General features: G+C 74.3%; 11 protein-coding genes. 2 read left to right on the top strand and 9 right to left on the bottom strand.

Features of this window, described 5'->3' with window-relative positions; genetic code table 11:
- Positions 1-69: 69 nt before the first annotated feature.
- The 5 genes from ACWDBE_RS00910 to ACWDBE_RS00890 form a co-directional block, all read right to left on the bottom strand.
- Complete coding sequence (locus tag ACWDBE_RS00910; protein ID WP_449806728.1) at positions 70-1,437, bottom strand: serine hydrolase domain-containing protein; 1,368 nt, start codon at positions 1,435-1,437, stop codon at positions 70-72.
- An 814-nt stretch (positions 1,438-2,251) separates the two neighbouring features.
- Positions 2,252-2,803: a gluconokinase gene (locus ACWDBE_RS00905; RefSeq protein WP_449806727.1), complete on the bottom strand. Its 552-nt coding sequence runs from the start codon at positions 2,801-2,803 to the stop codon at positions 2,252-2,254.
- 8 nt (positions 2,804-2,811) lie between these two features.
- Positions 2,812-4,179, bottom strand: a complete 1,368-nt coding sequence (locus tag ACWDBE_RS00900) for a glucose-6-phosphate dehydrogenase (RefSeq protein ID WP_449806726.1) — start codon at positions 4,177-4,179, stop codon at positions 2,812-2,814.
- Positions 4,176-6,002: a glycoside hydrolase family 15 protein gene (locus ACWDBE_RS00895; RefSeq protein WP_449806725.1), complete on the bottom strand. Its 1,827-nt coding sequence runs from the start codon at positions 6,000-6,002 to the stop codon at positions 4,176-4,178. Before ACWDBE_RS00895 ends, ACWDBE_RS00900 begins: the two co-directional genes overlap by 4 nt.
- A gap of 64 nt (positions 6,003-6,066) precedes the next feature.
- On the bottom strand, positions 6,067-7,116 hold the full coding sequence (locus tag ACWDBE_RS00890; protein ID WP_449806724.1) for an NAD(P)-dependent alcohol dehydrogenase: 1,050 nt from the start codon (positions 7,114-7,116) through the stop codon (positions 6,067-6,069).
- 276 nt (positions 7,117-7,392) lie between these two features.
- Between ACWDBE_RS00890 and ACWDBE_RS00885 the strand changes: the two genes are divergently transcribed.
- Positions 7,393-8,442, top strand: a complete 1,050-nt coding sequence (locus tag ACWDBE_RS00885) for a lactonase family protein (protein ID WP_449806723.1) — start codon at positions 7,393-7,395, stop codon at positions 8,440-8,442.
- A 41-nt stretch (positions 8,443-8,483) separates the two neighbouring features.
- On the opposite strand, the gene ACWDBE_RS00880 is transcribed toward ACWDBE_RS00885, so the two are convergent.
- The 4 genes from ACWDBE_RS00880 to ACWDBE_RS00865 all read right to left on the bottom strand — a co-directional run bounded on the left by ACWDBE_RS00880 (position 8,484) and on the right by ACWDBE_RS00865 (position 14,229).
- On the bottom strand, positions 8,484-8,942 hold the full coding sequence (locus ACWDBE_RS00880) for a universal stress protein (protein ID WP_449806722.1): 459 nt from the start codon (positions 8,940-8,942) through the stop codon (positions 8,484-8,486).
- A gap of 196 nt (positions 8,943-9,138) precedes the next feature.
- A complete protein-coding gene (locus tag ACWDBE_RS00875; protein WP_449806721.1) occupies positions 9,139-11,889 on the bottom strand; it encodes an alkaline phosphatase family protein in 2,751 nt (916 codons plus the stop codon).
- A 4-nt stretch (positions 11,890-11,893) separates the two neighbouring features.
- Positions 11,894-13,288: an ABC transporter permease gene (locus ACWDBE_RS00870; RefSeq protein WP_449806720.1), complete on the bottom strand. Its 1,395-nt coding sequence runs from the start codon at positions 13,286-13,288 to the stop codon at positions 11,894-11,896.
- Positions 13,285-14,229 (bottom strand): ABC transporter ATP-binding protein, encoded by a 945-nt coding sequence (locus tag ACWDBE_RS00865; protein WP_449806719.1) that lies wholly within the window; start codon positions 14,227-14,229, stop codon positions 13,285-13,287. Before ACWDBE_RS00865 ends, ACWDBE_RS00870 begins: the two co-directional genes overlap by 4 nt.
- A gap of 283 nt (positions 14,230-14,512) precedes the next feature.
- On the opposite strand from ACWDBE_RS00865, the gene ACWDBE_RS00860 reads away from it, so the two are divergent.
- Positions 14,513-15,271: a class I SAM-dependent methyltransferase gene (locus ACWDBE_RS00860; RefSeq protein WP_449806718.1), complete on the top strand. Its 759-nt coding sequence runs from the start codon at positions 14,513-14,515 to the stop codon at positions 15,269-15,271.
- Positions 15,272-15,420 lie beyond the last annotated feature (149 nt).

Raw genomic sequence — 15,420 nt, 5'->3', positions numbered from 1 at the left:
CCCTCGGGCCCGGGGAACGGTGTGGCGGTGGCACGGGAGTGCGGGGTTGCGGCGGCGGGGCCGGCCGGTTCAGCCGGCGGCGGCCCGGCGGGCCGTGCGGCCGGAGACCTGCACCCGGTCGATCCGGCCGGTGGCCGCGTCCCGGTGGAAGCGTCCGCCGGGCTCGGGGCGGCCGGTGTCCGGGTCGAGCAGGTCATAGGAGAGGTCGGAGTAGCAGCGCAGCGGGAGCGGCAGGTCGCCGTCCACCGAGAGGGTGGCCGGTCCGTCGCCGGCGGACTCGACCCGATAGCGGATCGAACCGTTGCGGTAGTCGCCCGCGCACTCGGCCAGGGCCGCGGCCTCGGCGAGCGGCACGGGGCCGGCCGCGCCCACCGGATCGATCGCCGCGGGCACCCGTACCCCGGCCGACTCCTGGAGTTCGGCCGCGAGTTCCCGCCAGAGGGCGGTGGCGGCGGCGGCGTTGCCGGTGAAGGCGACCACGACGCCGCTGTCCGGGTCGGCCCGCAGGTGGCAGGAGGTGCCCATGGCGTTGCCGTCGTGGCCGCACCAGAGCCGGCCGTCCTGCCGGTAGAGCGCTACTCCGGCGCCCCAGCCGTCCGCGAGCGCTCCGGGCCGGGCGCCGGGCAGGGCGCGGCGCATCAGCTCGGCGACGTCCGGGGGCAGTGCCTTGACCCGGCCGACCAGGGCGGCGCCGAGGGCGGCGAGGTCCGCGGCGCTCGCCAGCAGGGCGCCGGCCGGGGCCTCCAGCGGGGCCAGGTTCTGCCGGACCGCCCGGGCCAGGCCGGTCGCGGCGTTGAGCGCGTGGCCGGTGGCGACGGGCCGCCCGGGGGCTGCGGTGTCGACGAACACGGCCGTGGTGCCGAGGGGTTCGAGCAGCAGAGCGCGCACCGCCTCGCGCCAGGGCATCCCGGTCACCGTCTCGACCAGGCGCCCGGCGGCGACGTAGCCGGCGTTGGAGTAGGAGAAGTCCGTCCCGGGCCGGAACAGCGCGTCCTGGGCGGTGCACACGGCGGAGAGGTAGCGCGTCGCGGTGGTGCGGGCGGCGGCGTCGGAGTCCGGTCCGGTGGGCAGTCCGCCGGTGTGGCCGAGCAGGTGGCGAATCGTTACTTCGGGCAGCTGTCTCAGCTCCGGTAGGTACTCGGCCGCCGGTTCGTCGAGGTCGAGGTCGCCGTCGTCGGCGAGCAGCATCACCAGGGCGGCGGTGTAGGGCTTGGTGAGCGATCCGACCGGAACGGCGGTGTCCTCGGTGAAGGGCTCGCCGGTGCCGGTGTCCGCCACCCCGGTGTGCAGGGCGACGGTCTCCGCGCCGGTGTCCAGCACCAGTTGGGCACCGGGCACCCGGTGGGTCCGCGCGAGCGCGTCGAGCCGCTGCTGCAGCTCGCCGCGCGGGAGGAGCGACGCCCGTTCTCGGACGGGCGCCGGGCTGGCGTACGGCATGGCGGAAGCTCCCACTGGTTCTCGGCCGCGGGCGCGCCGGGCGCCGCGGTGGAATTGCGGATTGGTGTGCGGCACAGCGGGAATTCCCCGGCCTTCGGTGCCGACTGCTCGATGCGCCCGCTTCAGGACGCGCGGGAACGAGGGGATTCGGCGCACGCCCGGCCCGCGCCGGCCGGCCGCCCCGGGAACGGGATTCCCCGGGTACCCGCCGACCGGGCGCCGCACCGGCCACGCGGAGCCGTTCCGGGGACGCACCGTCGCGCCCGGAGCGGGCGGTGCGAATGCGACCGGAATTCCTCCGCCGGGCGGTGAACGGCGGCCCCGCACAAGGGCGCGCGGTGAACCGCGAACCGGTCGAATACCCCTACCCCACCGGAACGGTCCAACAGAAACCCGCCCCCCGCCGACGGACCGCTCTCCCGGCCCCCACCTGCACAATGGCCGTATCCGGCATGTCCATCCCCCTTATTCGCGATCCGCCCCCGCACCCGCCGCGCGGTACGCGCCGACGCGGCCGAGGAGTCGCGCAATCCCTGCCGTCCCGAACGTCCGGACGGCGAACGCGCAACAGTCTTCACGGCGGCTCATCCGCTCGCAACCCCTACCGATTGAACGGAAAGCGACTCCAGCGGTAATCGGAACCCCAAAATCCCAGGTGCGACTCCCGACCGTGGCCGGAACGGCCGATGAGGGCGCACATTCTTTGGCTGAAAATACAAGGTTCAGATCTCACCAGTCACTCGAACAATCATTCGCGGCAATATCCGAGTGATTTCCCGGGCGCCTGTGACGGATGGGGCGGAACGCGACGGAATCAATCGGATGTGCCGCGAGTGACATCATCCGGCCCCGGCAGCAGCCCCAGGGCCTCCTCGACGAGCGAGCCGGGAGCCGGGCCGACGTCCAGCACCGCGCCCCGCTCGTCCGGCTGGAGCGGCTCGAGCTCGGCGAGCTGCGAGTCGAGCAGCGACCGCGGCATGAAGTGGCCGGTGCGCCCGCCGATCCGCTCCGCCAGCAGCTCGCGGCTGCCCGTCAGGTGCAGGAAGAAGGCGTCCGCGCTGGCCTCCCGCAGGGTGTCCCGGTAGCGCCGCTTCAGCGCGGAACAGGTGATCACCCCGCCGCCGCCCGCCGCGTCCCGTTCGCCCAGCCACCGCCCGACGGCCCTCAGCCAGGGCCCGCGCCGCGCGTCGTCGAGCGGGATGCCGGCCGCCATCCGGGCGATGGAGCCAGGACGGTGGAAGTCGTCCCCGTCCGCGAAGGGCACCCCCAGCCGCTCCGCGAGCAGCCTGGCCACCGTGGACTTGCCCGTGCCGGCCACCCCCATGACCACGACGCACGGGGCGCGGCGCTCACCACCGAGGGGCATCGGAGCGCCTACCGCCACGTCGCGGGCGGCCCCTGCGACCCGGCCGGGTACTCGTCCAGCGGAACCAGGCCCCGCTCCCAGCCGGTCAGCACGGGTTCCAGCACCCGCCAGGCCTCCTCGGCCTCGTCGCCGCGGATCGACAGCGCCGGATCCCCGTTCAGGACGTCCAGCAGCAGCCGGCCGTAGGCGGGCAGCTGCTGCGGCTCCATCCCCGCGGTCATCAGGATCGGCGCCAGCCCGTGGGCGTGGGCGCCGATGCCGGTCAGCTCCAGGGCCAGCCCCTCCGGCTCCAGCTCGAACCGCAGCACGTTGGGCCGGGCCTCCCCGCTGTGGCCGAACGGCAGGTGCGGCACCGGGCGGAAGTGCACCGCGACCTCCTTGCGGTCCTCGCCCAGGGCCTTGCCGCTGCGCAGCCGGAACGTCGTGCCGGCCCACCGCCAGCTGTCCAGCTCCAGTTCCACCTCGGCGAAGGTCTCGGTGCGGCGCTCCGGGTCGACGCCCTCCTCCGAGGCGTACGCGGGAACCTCACGCTCCCCGATCCGGCCGGGCAGGTAGCGGGCCCGCCGGGTGCGGTGCACCACGTCGTGCTCGGTCAGCGGCCGCACCGAGCGCAGCACGTCCACCTTGCGGTCGCGCAGGTCCCTTTCGCCGAGCGTGATCGGCGGTTCCATCGCCACCAGGCAGAGCAGCTGCAACAGGTGGTTCTGGACCATGTCCTTGAGCGCCCCGACGTGGTCGTAGTACCCGGCCCGGCCCTCCAGCGCCAGCGTCTCGTCCCAGACGATGTCCACGTGGGAGATGTGGGTGCTGTTCCAGATCGGCTCCAGCACCCGGTTGGCGAGCCGGCTGCCGAGCACGTTCTGGACGGTCGTCATGGCCAGGAAGTGGTCGACCCGGAACACCGCCTGTTCCGGCACCAGGTCGGCGAGCAGCCGGTTGAGCTCCTGCGCGCCCGCCAGGTCCTCGCCGAATGGCTTCTCCAGGACGATCCGGCTGCCGGCCGGCAGGCCCGCCGCGTGCAGGGCGGTGACCACGGCCGGGAAGAGCGCCGGCGGGAGCGCCAGGTAGACGGCCACCGGCCCCTCGCCGGCGACCACCGCGGCGACGTCGGCCGGGTCGGTGACGTCGGCCCGCCGGTAGTCCAGGGCGTCGAGCACCGCCTTCCTGGCGCCGGCCGGGAGGTCCCCGCCGTGCCGGTCGAGCCGCTCCTCGGCCCAGGCGCGGTACCGCCCGGTGTCCCAGTCCTCCCGGCTCGCCCCGGTCACCCGCAGCGAGCCGCCGACGTGCCCCGCCGCCCGCAGCGCGGCCAGCGCCGGCAGCAGGAAGCGGGCGCTGAGGTCCCCGGTCGCGCCGAGGATCGCGAGCCGGTCGATCATCCCCGCCCGCCCCTGGCCCGGCCGAGGCTGACGCCGCCGGCGATGATCCCGATGTGGCTGAACGCCTGGGGGAAGTTGCCCATGAACTCTCCTGTGGACGGGTTGATCTGCTCGGACATCAGCCCCAGCGGGCTCGCCCGGGAACACAGCGAGGCGTACAGCTCCTCGGCCTCGTCGATCCGGCCCTGGCCGACCAGGTTGTCGACCAGCCAGAAACTGCACAGCACGAAGGCGCCCTCGTCGCCCGGCAGGCCGTCCGGGGACTCCTCGTGCAGGTAGCGGTAGAGCAGCCCGCCGCCCGCCGACAGCCGCTCGGTGACGGCCGCGACGGTCGCCACCATCCGCGGGTGGTCGACCGGCACCACCTGGCGCAGCGGGAGCGCGAGCAGGCTCGCGTCCAGCGTGCCGCCGCCGTCCAGGTGGGCGCTGAGGGTCTTGGCGTCCTCGTCCCAGGACTGCTCCAGGATCAGCCGGCGCAGTTCCTCGGCCGAGGCGCGCCAGAGGTCCGTCCGGGCGGACAGGCCGAGCCGCTCGCCGATCTGCGCGGCCCGGTCCAGGGCCACCTGGCACAGGCCCGCCGAGTAGGTGAACACCCGGCCCTCGCTGCGCACTTCCCAGATGCCCTGGTCCGGCTGCCGCCAGGCCTGCGCGGCGGTGTCGGCCAGCCCGGCCAGGCCGTCCCACAGCCCGGGCTGGATCTCGCCGCCCGCCCGCAGCCACTGGTCGGCGCAGTCCAGGATCTCGCCGTAGACGTCGTGCTGGCGCTGGTCGGCCGCGCCGTTGCCCCAGCGCACCGGCGCGGAGCGCTGGTAGCCCTCCAGTTCGCCGTCCTCGACCTCGTCCGGCACCAGGCCGCCCCGCAGGTCGTACATGATCCGGGGCCCCCGGCTGGCCTCGAAGGCGTCGAGGACCCAGCCGAGGAAGGCGTCGGCCTCGCCGCGGAAGCCGATCCGGCGCAGCGCGAACACCGCGAACGCGGCGTCGCGGATCCAGCTGTAGCGGTAGTCCCAGTTGCGGGTCCCGCCGATCGGCGCGGGCAGCGAGGAGGTGGGCGCCGCGACCAGCGAGCCGTTGGCCCAGTCGTCGCAGAGCTTCAGCGTGATCGCGGCCCGCCGGACCAGGGGCTCCTGGGGGCCGTCGTACGCGAAGTGCCCCATCCAGCGGCGCCAGGCCTCGGCGGTGCCCTTCAGGGTCGCCTCGGCGTCGAAGCGGTGGTGCCGGTGGAAGCGGCCCCAGGAGAGCACCAGGTCCAGGTGTTCGCCCCGGCGCAGCTCGTGGGTGCTGCGCAGGCCGCTCAACGGGCGGTTGGAGCGCAGGTGGAGCCGCAGGTCCGGGCGCCGGTTCGGCCGGACCTCCAGTCCGCTGAACAGGGCCCGGGCCTGGGCGCCGCCGCGCGGCTCCAGCTCCGCCCGCAGCCGGACGCTCCCGTCCACCACCACGGCCGAGCGCACCAGTTCGCCGCGGTCGGCGGGGGCGTCGTCGGTGAGGTCGGCGCCGGTGCGCACGGTCAGCGCGTCGGTGACGCGCACCAGGCCGGTGGGGCAGCGCAGTTCGGTGATCAGGACGCCGGTGTCCGGTTCGTAGCGCTGCCTGGCCTCGACCAGGTCCTCCGGGGCGAGGGTGAAGTGCCCGCCCCGGGCGTGGTCCAGCAGGCCGCAGAACAGCGGTTCGGAGTCGAACCGGGGCAGGCACATCCACGGGATGGCGCCGTCCAGGCCGACCAGCGCGGCGGTCGCGCCGTTCCCGATCAGGCCGAGGTCCTCCAGGGGCAGGTAGCCCGTGCGCCGGCGGACCGGCCGGAACGGTGGATCGGGGTCGTACATGCCGCCTCGCTTCCGCAGCGCCGGGGGGGTCGATCACCGCGGACACGGTCCGCGGGGGGCTGGTTCAGAAGGTGATCATCACCTTCACGACGTCCTCCAGCTTCTTGTCCGACACCTCGAAGGCCCGTTCCATGTCGTCGAAGGCGAACTCGTGGGTCGTCATGTGCGACGGGTCGAGGCGCCCGCCGGCGAGCACCCGCAGGAGCCGCTCCATCCGCAGCCGCCCGCCCGGACAGAGCCCCGTCGCGATCGTCTTGTCCGCCATGCCGACGCCCCACTCGACGCGCGGGATGCGGACGAACTCGCCCTCGCCGAAGTAGCCGGTGTTGGAGATGGTGCCGCCGGGCTTGGTGACCTTGACGCAGGTCTGGAACGTCGCGTCCGCGCCGAGCGCCTCGATGGCGGTGTCGACGCCCTGCCCGCCGGTCAGCTCCATGATCCGCTCGACCACGTCCTCCCGGGTGAAGTCCACGATCACGTCCGCCCCGTACGTCCGCGCGAGCTTCTGCCGGCTGGGCACCGACTCGACCCCGATGACCAGGCCGGCGCCGCGCAGCCTGGCCCCGGCCGTCGCCATCAGGCCGACCGGCCCCTGGGCGATGACGGCGACCGTCCCGCCCACCGGGATGGCGCCGTGCTCGGCGCCCATGAAGCCGGTGGAGAGCATGTCGGCGCAGTAGACCGCGTCCTGGTCGGAGATGGCGTCGGGGATCCGGGCGAGGTTGGCGTCCGCGTCGTTCACGTGGAAGTACTCGGCGAAGACCCCGTCCTTGAGGTTCGCGAACTTGAAGCCGCCGAGCGGCCCGCCGGACTGCGAGGGGTGGCCGTTCTGGGAGGCGAGGTCTCCCCAGTCGGGCGTGATGGCGCCGACCAGTACCCGGTCGCCGGGGCGGAAGTCCTTCACCTCGCTGCCCACCTCGTGCACCACGCCGACCGCCTCGTGCCCGAGGGTCAGGTTCTCCCGGGGGCCGATGCCGCCCTTGACGGTGTGGGAGTCGGAGGTGCAGATGAGCGCCCGGGTCGTGCGCACCACGGCGTCGTTCGGACCGGGCCCCGGCACGGGCTTCTCCAGGAAGCCGACCCGCCCGATCTCTTTCATCACGAAGGCCTTCACTGGCCCGTCCTTCCTGTTGCCGCGCCGCCACGGGGCTGTCGCACCACCACGGGGCTACGGGGCTGCACGGATCCCGCCCCACCGGGCGGCCGTGACCGGCCGCGCGGCCAACGGCTCCCACGTTCCCGGGGATCGGGCCGCCGCGCGATCCGGCCGCCCCCGGCAGCGGTGCATTCCGGTGAAAGAACGCGTGCTCCTGCCCCGGGCGCGGCGGGGACGGCTGCTAGCGTCTGAGCGCGCACGGCGGGCGACGGACGGCGGACAGCGGAGGTTGCGATGGCGGACAGCGGCGCGGAGCGGGCCTTCATCGGCTCGTTCACCTCGACGGGCGGGCGCGGGATCGTCCTGGCCTCGCCGGATCCCGGCACCGGCGCCCTCACCGCCACCGGTGTCGTCGACGCCGTCGACCCGTCCTACCTCGCGCTCGGGCGGGCCGCGGACGGCGGCCCGGTGCTCTACGCCGTCTCCGAGACCGCGCCGGGCGCCGTCACCGCCTACGACATCGCCGGTCCGGTGCCCCGGCCGCTCGGCGGCCCCGTACCGGTGGACGGGGACGAGCCCACCCACCTGAGCGTCAGCCGGGGCCACCTGCTGACCGCCAACTACGGCTCCGGCAGCGTCAGCGTGCTGCCGCTCGCCGCCGACGGCACCCCGCGGCCCCCGAGCGGCGTGCTGCGCCACCGGGGCAGCGGCCCGGACCCGGACCGCCAACGGGGCCCGCACGCCCACCAGGTGCTCCCCGACCCGTCGGGGCGCTGGGTGCTCAGCGTCGACCTCGGCACCGACTCGGTACGGATCTGCGCCCTGGACCCGGCCACGGGCGGGCTGACCCCGCACGGGGAGACCGCGCTGCCGCCCGGCACCGGGCCGCGCCACCTGGCCTTCCACCCCTCGGGGCGGCACGCGTACGTGCTCGGCGAGCTGCGCCCCGTCGTGACGGTCTGCCGCTGGGACGCCGGGGCCGGGGCGCTCGAACCGGTCGCGGAGGTCCCGCTGTTCCCCGACGGCGTCCAGGGCCCGGTCTCCCCCTCGGCCCCGGTGGTCTCCCCCGACGGCCGGTTCCTGTGGGCGGCGGAGCGCGGCACCGACACCATCGTGGTGCTCGCCCTGGACGGGACGGGCGAGCGGGCCCGGGTGCTCACCTCGGTGCCCTGCGGGGGCCGCCGGCCGCGCGACCTGGTGCTGGGCCCCACGGGCACCCGGCTGTACGCGGCGAACGAGCACTCCGGCGACGTCACCTGGTTCGACGTGGACGGCGTGACGGGCGTCCCGCGCCGGGTGGGCTCACTGGCCGTCCCGTCGGCGTCCACCGTGCTCTTCGTCTGAGGCCCCCTCACCGGAGGACGGCTCCCGGGCCTGCGGGCCGCTCACTGCCCCTCGTCGCGGACCACCACGACCGGGACGCCGGCGTGCCGGGTGCAGTGCTGGGCCACCGAGCCCAGCAGCATGCCCTTGAAGCCCCCGAGGCCGCGGCTGCCGACCACCAGCAGGTCCGCTCCCCGGGCCGCCTCGACCAGCGATCCCGCCGGGGAGCCGTAGCGCGCCTCGGTGCGCACCTCGACCGGCGGGTCCTCCCCCACGGCCTGCCGCACGGCCCGGTCGGCCTCCTGGCGCGCCTTGCCCTCCAGCTCCCGCTCGTCGGTGGCCGCCGGGGGGAACCAGCCGCGCGCGCCGTGGTACGTCGGGTACTCCCAGGCGATCACCGCCACCACCGCGGCGCCGGTGAGCTCCGCCTGGCGCACGGCCCAGCGCAGCGCCCGCTCGGACGACTCCGAGCCGTCCACCCCGACCACGATGCGGCCCTTCTCCTCAGGCTGGTCGGCCATGACTCCTCCTCGACTCGACGGCGGGGAGGATCGCACCGATCGGTGGTCCGCCGTCACCGGGCTCCGGGGTCCAGCCTGGTGCCGACCACCCCGGGTGCGCAGTCCGGCTGGTCCGGGCGGGTGCGTGGGGCCCCGGGCCGGGAGCGCGCGGGCCCCGGGTCGAAAGCGCGACCCGGGCCCCGGCTGCGGCACGGGATCAGCCGTCGTTCTCCGGCGACGGCAGGTAGGCGCCGGGCACGTCCTCGGGGGCGAGGACCGCGTCCTCGCCCGGATGCGGCGTGGTCCAGTTGTGGGTCTGGTACCAGACCAGGTGCTCCATCTGCGCCGGGTTGGCGTGGTCCGGCACCGCGTTCGGGCCGGTCAGCCGCTGCTGCGACTTCCAGACGTCCCAGCGGGCCGCGACGGCCTGCTCCGCCGCCGGCGGCGCGGTCGTGGCCGGCGCGGCCGCCGCCCGCAGGTCCTGCTGCCCGGGCACGTCGAGGCCGCAGGAGGGCGGGGTCTTCAGGCCGTCGGTCAGCGCCGTCCGGTTGGGCACCGCGTCGAACGGGGTGTAGTCCGGCCGGTCGGTGAAGGCCGTGGTCATCGGGGTGGCCGCGCTGTCCTTCTGGTTCATCGGGTGGATCCCGAGGATCTGCTCGACGGTGCGGACCATCGTGATCTGCGAGTAGTAGCGGCTGTCCACGGCCCCGTGCTGCGCCCAGGGGCTGATGATCTGGATCGGGGCGCGGTGGCCGTCCACGTGGTCGAGGCCGGCCTGGGAGTCGTCCTCGACGACGAAGATCGCCGAGTCCTTCCAGTACTCGCTGTGGCTGATCTCGTCGATGATCCTCCCGGTGGCCAGGTCGTTGTCGGCGACCTGGGCGGCCGGGCTCGCCGGGCCGCCGGTGTGGTCGCTGGAGAGCCACAGCATGTTGAGGTCGGCCGGGCCGTTCCGCTCGAAGTCCTGCTTCCAGATCTGGTAGCGGTAGAGGTCCGGCACGTCGGTGTCGAACTTCGGGAAGCCGGGCACCGAGACGCTGTTGAGCGAGGGGATCGGCGAGGAGGACTTGAGGGCGTAGGCGCTGCCCTGTCCGGTCTCGTCCATGGTCTTGGCGTCGCAGTACAGGTTCTGCCAGGTGGCGTCGGCGGGCTTGTCCAGGAACTGGTGGAACTCGCCGAAGTCGCGGACGGTCCGGCCCGCGGCCTGCGCGCCCGTCCACAGGAAGCCGGAGCGCTGGTGGCCCAGGGCGTCGTCCTCGGTGTCGTAGCTGCGCTCGTACTCGCCGGCCGAGGACTCGGTGTACTCCGGATTGTCCGCCTGCATCAGCCAGTTGTGGCCCTCGGCGGAGTTGGTGCCGATGTCGTAGGTGTTGTCGTAGAGCCCGAACTGCTCGGCCAGCGCGTGCTGGTTGGGTGTCACGTCGGCGCCGAACTGGGCCAGCTTGGGATCGCCGTTGCCCCGGGCGACGTCGCCGAAGACCTGGTCGTAGGTCCGGTTCTCCTTGACGATCAGGAAGACGTGCTTGATCGGCGACGGGTCGCCGATCCGCTTGGGCACCGGCTCGGCCTTCGCCTTGTGGCCGTTGGCGAGCTTGACCGCGTTGTTGGTCCAGCCGTTCTGCCGGAACACCCTGGCCGTCTGGGCGCGGATCTCCTTGTCGCTCGGCAGCGTGAAGGAGGTGAGGCTGGAGGTGGTGTCGTGGGTCTTGTGGGCACCGGTCCTGTTGGGCCGACGGGCGTCGATGCCACGGGTGTTGGAGACGATCACCGTGGAGCCGACGGTGGCGACCTCCGCCGGGAAGTAGTCCGTGGGCAGCAGGCCGACGTAGCTCACCGGCTCCTGCGCGCCGGCGAAGCGGTAGACGGCCACCGCGTTCGCCCGGCCGAGGGTGACCAGCAGGCGGCCGTCCTCGGTGAGCGTCACCGCGGTGGGCTCGTAGCCGACGGAGGCCTCCGGCCACGGCTTGGTGGAGATGGTCTGGACGACCTTGTCGTGCGCGGTGTCGATCACCGACACCTCGTCACTCGCGGTGTCGGCCACGAACAGCACGCCGTTCTTCGCGTACAGCGCGGTCGGGTGCAGGCCGACGGGGATGGAGCCGACGGCCGCGGCCGGGGACTCCGGGTCGATCACGCTGACCGTGCCGGTGGTGGTGGCGGCGGTCGCCGGGTCGGCCGGCACCTGGGTGCCGTACGAGTTGACCGTGGTGTCCTCGGCGGTGGCCGCCCGGCCGCCCTCGTCGGAGACGTACAGCTTGCCGCCGACCCGCACGACGCCGCGCGGCGCGTTGCCGACCGTCCAGCTCCGCCTGACCGCGCCGGTGGCCGCGTCGATCGCCACCACCCGGTTCTGTCCGTTGACCGCCGCGTACACCGTCGAGCCGTCGGCGGAGAACACCGCGCCGGAGGCCAGCGCGTGCTTGTCGCCATCGGCCGGGATCGGCACCGCCACCGGCTTGGCGAGCGTGCCGTCGGGCTGCACGGTGAACCGGGTGTAGCCGTCCAGCTGGCCCAGCCACAGCTGCTTTCCGTCCGGCGAGTAGACCGGGGACTCCTGGCCGACCGAGCCGTTGGGGATGCGCAGTTCGTCGGCCTTGTTGGTGCCGACGCGCTGCTGCACCCTGCCGGTCTTCAGGTCCACCACGACCAGTGCCGAGTCGCCGTCGGCGACCGCGGCGGCCAGGTGGCCGCCGTCCGGGCTGACCGTGGAACCCGTGATCTTGCCGTTGTCGATCACCTGCCGGCTGCCGTACGGGGCGAGGTACTGGTCGCTGGAGATCACCAGGCCGTCGGCGGTGGTCTGGCCGACCCGGTCGGTGCCGAACTGCTGGGTGCTCGCGAAAGCGGTACCGGTGGCCACGGCCACCGCCGTGATGCAGGCCGTGGCGAGTGCGGCCCGGCGGCCCACCCGGCGGCCGAGGAGGACCACGTGCTCGTTCCGGCTGCGTCGACGACGCGTTACCTGCATGGCGTCAGCCCTTCGTTGGATTCGGTGCGTTCGTTGGGGAAGCGAGCAGTGCGACCTGACCGTCGAACTGCCACAGCGGGTTCGGTGCGTCCCCGGTCGGGGTGTGCACCAGGAAGTAGCCGTTCACCTCCTTCGGGCCGTCGCCGTCGGCCGTCAGCCGTCCGTCCGAGGCCACGTCGAGCTGGTAGACGGCCGTCCCCGGCGCGTCCGTCCCGGGCAGGTGCCAGGTGACCACGCAGCGCCAGTCGTTGCCCGGCCCCTCCGGGTCGACCTGGCCGTCGCCCCGCTGGCAGGCCGCGCCGGCCCGCAGCTCGGCCTCCGTCACGGCGGGGCGGTGCAGCTGCTCGGTCTGCAGCCGGTACAGGTGCGCGAACACGGTGGCGACCTCCTGCTGCACCTTCGCCTGGGAGATCCCCGAGCCGGTCGAGGGGGTGGCCGCCGCGACGGCACCGGTGGTCAGCGCGAGCAGCCCGGCCAGCGGCAGCACCCCGCGGGAGAGCGCGCGGCGCCCCACCCCGTCCTCGCTGCCGGTGGTGAAGTCCCGCCGGACGAAGAGCAGGTAGGCCGCCGCGGTGGCGACCGCGGCCCAGACCAGGCTGACCGCGACGGCGACCAGCAACTCGTCGAGCCGGCCCGGTTCGGCGAACAGCCCGTTCCAGGCGACGAAGGCGTAACCGGGCAGGGCGAGGCGCAGCGCCACCGGCAGCGGCAGCACCTGGGCGAGCTGCATCGCGACCGCCGCCAGCGCGGGGACCAGAAGCCCCATCGGCGAACGGCCCAGCAGGACGGAGCCGAGCAGTCCGAGCCCCGCCAGCGCCAGGGTGGGCGCCAGCGCGCAGGCCCAGGCCAGCAGGACGCTCCCGGCCGCGGCCGACGGCGACAGCAGGTGCCCGTCCACGCCGACCAGCGGCTCGTCGCCGACCGCGGCGAGAGCGCCGACCGCGCCGGAGACCGCCAGGGCGACCACCAGCAGCACGATCACGGTGACGCCGGCCAGGGCCTTCGCCGCGAAGATCCGCCGCGGCGAGCGGACCGTCACCAGCAGGTGCCGCCAGGTCCCGAGCCGGTCCTCGGCGGCGAAGACGTCGCCCGCGACCACGGAGGTCAGCAGGGGCAGCGCCCAGGAGCCCGCGAAGCCCAGCACCACCAGTGGCCCGGCCCAGCCGGTGGCGTGCATCCAGCGGCCGAACAGGGTGTCGGAGGGCAGCGTGCCCTGCTGGGCGACGGCGGCGGTGAACAGCGCCGGGGCGGTCCAGCAGGCCAGCATCAGCAGTCTGATCCGCCACTGCGAGAGCAGCTTGACCAGTTCGAAGCGGTACACCCGGGCCACCGGCACCGGGCGGGCCCCGGGTTCGGCGGCGACGACAGCGACCGCACGTCCGGCTGCGACACTGCTCATCGCCCGTCCTCCTGCTGCTCGGTCAGGGCCAGGAACGCCGCCTCCAGGGGCGGCACCACCGGTGCGACCTCGCGCACCCGTACGCCCGCGCGCACCAGCGCGGCCACCAGCTCCTCGACGGCCGGCCCGGACGCGCGCACCACCAGCGCCTCGGCCGCGCGTCCCGCCTCGGCCGTGGCCAGGACCCGCACCCCGGTGACGGTGGCGGCCACCCGGCGCGCGGCGGCCGGGTCGGAGGTGAGCAGCCGGTGGTCGAGTTCGCGGTGCCCGGCGGCCAACTCGGCGAGCGGGCCGGAGAAGCGGACCCGCCCGGTCGCCAGGATGGTGACCTCGTCGCAGAGCGCCTCCAGGTCGTCCATTCGGTGGCTGGAGAGCACCACCGTGACGCCGTCGGCGGCGAGCCGCCGCAGCGCCCCGTGCACGTGCTGCTTGCCGGCCGGGTCCAGGCCGTTGGACGGCTCGTCGAGGACCAGCAGCCGGGGTTCGGTGAGCAGCGCCGCGGCCAGTCCGAGCCGCTGCCGCATGCCCAGGGAGAAGCCCCGCACCCGGTCGTCGGCGACCTCGCTCAGGCCGACCTCGGCCAGCACCGCGTCGATCCGGTCGGCCCGGTCGCTCTGCCCGCGCAGCGTCGCGAGCGCGGCGAGGTTCTTCCGTGCGGTCAGCGAGGGGTAGAGCCCGGGCCCGTCCACGAAGCCGGCCACCCCGTGCGGCGCCGGCAGCGCCCGGCCGACCGGGCTGCCCAGCACCTCCAGCTCGCCGCCGTCGGCGACGGCCAGCCCGAGCAGCAGCCCGAGCAGGGTGGTCTTCCCGGCGCCGTTCGGCCCGGCCAGCCCGTGGATCCGCCCCGGTGTCAGCTCCAGCCCGATGGCGTCGAGCGCGACGACGTCGCCGAAACACTTCGTCAGTCCACGGGCGCGTACGGCAGGTTGGGTTTCCTTCATGGCTCCTTCTCGCAGTTCCCCAGGGAACCTAGGGGGTTGACCTGCCGCCGTCAGGAGCGCCCGGTTGAACACCGCCGGAACAGCAGCTGCCCGCGCCGTGGCGGTCCTGCGATCGCTTCCCGGGGTGCAGCGGCTGCGGACGCTTCGAGTGGAAAGGTTCACATGAAAACGGATATCGTTTCGCTGGAGCTCCCGCACCGAACCGGTTGCGGAGCCCGATGAACATGACAAACATGGGCGGAAGGCGAAGCCTCGAATGCGCACGGACACGGCGGGAGTCGGGATGCGAGTGGACGCCGCCCTGGCCGGCGCCTGGGTGGACCGCTGGGAGCGCCAGCAGGAGCGGTACGCGGTGGAACGCGAGGAGCGGTTCACCGTCATCGCCGACGTCCTGGAACAGACCGTCGGCCGCCGGCGGCGGCCGCTCGTCGCGGACCTCGGCAGCGGCCCCGGCTCGCTGTCGGCACGGGTCGCGGCCCGCCTGCCGCACGCCGAGATCCTCGCCGTCGACATCGACCCGCTGCTGCTCGCCCTCGGCCGCGCCCGGCACCCCGAGATCGCGCGCTGGGTCGAGACCCTGATCGGGCGGCCCGGCTGGGTCGAGGACCTCGGCCTCGACCGCCCACTGGACGCCGTGGTGTCCACCACCGCGCTGCACTACCCGCTGCCGGACGCGCTGCTCGGGATCTACCGCGACCTCGCCGGTGTACTGCGGCCCGGCGGCGTCCTGGTCAACGGCGACCACCTCATCCCCGAGGACCGGCCGCTCGCCGAACTCGCCCTCGCGATCGGCCGCCGCCGCGCCCGGCGCAAGGGCACCGGCGCCGCCGAGGACTGGTCCCAGTGGTGGGCCGCGGCCGGGCGGGTCCCCGAGTTCGCCGACCTGCTGACGGCCCGCGAGCGGCAGTTGCCCCCGACCGACGGCCCCGGCAACGGCCTGTCGGCGGCCCGGCACGGCGAACTGCTGCGGGAGGCGGGCTTCCGCCAGGCCGGACCGGTGTGGCAGTACGGCACCAGCTCCGTCCTGGTCGCGCTGCGCTGAGCCCTGCTCACGGCCCTTGTGAAGGAGGCGGGTTCCGGATCGGCACAGTCTTTGCGATGGCGTGACAGAAAGCGCCCTGTCGATCACCCAGGGAAAGGGTTACCGTTGCCCGAGGTCGCCGACGCCTCCGCGGTGGGAGCCGCGCGCGG

It is taken from the genome of Kitasatospora sp. NPDC001132, assembly GCF_053598415.1.
This window is presented reverse-complemented; position numbering and strand designations above follow the sequence as displayed.

Bases quoted from the DNA above. Each gene is read 5' to 3' on its own strand.
- ACWDBE_RS00865 (WP_449806719.1), bottom strand. From the start codon at position 14,229: ATGAAGGAAACCCAACCTGCCGTACGCGCCCGTGGACTGACGAAGTGT.
- ACWDBE_RS00860 (WP_449806718.1), top strand. From the start codon at position 14,513: ATGCGAGTGGACGCCGCCCTGGCCGGCGCCTGGGTGGACCGCTGGGAG.
- ACWDBE_RS00905 (WP_449806727.1), bottom strand. From the start codon at position 2,803: ATGCCCCTCGGTGGTGAGCGCCGCGCCCCGTGCGTCGTGGTCATGGGG.
- ACWDBE_RS00875 (WP_449806721.1), bottom strand. From the start codon at position 11,889: ATGCAGGTAACGCGTCGTCGACGCAGCCGGAACGAGCACGTGGTCCTC.
- ACWDBE_RS00885 (WP_449806723.1), top strand. From the start codon at position 7,393: ATGGCGGACAGCGGCGCGGAGCGGGCCTTCATCGGCTCGTTCACCTCG.
- ACWDBE_RS00870 (WP_449806720.1), bottom strand. From the start codon at position 13,288: ATGAGCAGTGTCGCAGCCGGACGTGCGGTCGCTGTCGTCGCCGCCGAA.
- ACWDBE_RS00895 (WP_449806725.1), bottom strand. From the start codon at position 6,002: ATGTACGACCCCGATCCACCGTTCCGGCCGGTCCGCCGGCGCACGGGC.
- ACWDBE_RS00910 (WP_449806728.1), bottom strand. From the start codon at position 1,437: ATGCCGTACGCCAGCCCGGCGCCCGTCCGAGAACGGGCGTCGCTCCTC.
- ACWDBE_RS00880 (WP_449806722.1), bottom strand. From the start codon at position 8,942: ATGGCCGACCAGCCTGAGGAGAAGGGCCGCATCGTGGTCGGGGTGGAC.
- ACWDBE_RS00900 (WP_449806726.1), bottom strand. From the start codon at position 4,179: ATGATCGACCGGCTCGCGATCCTCGGCGCGACCGGGGACCTCAGCGCC.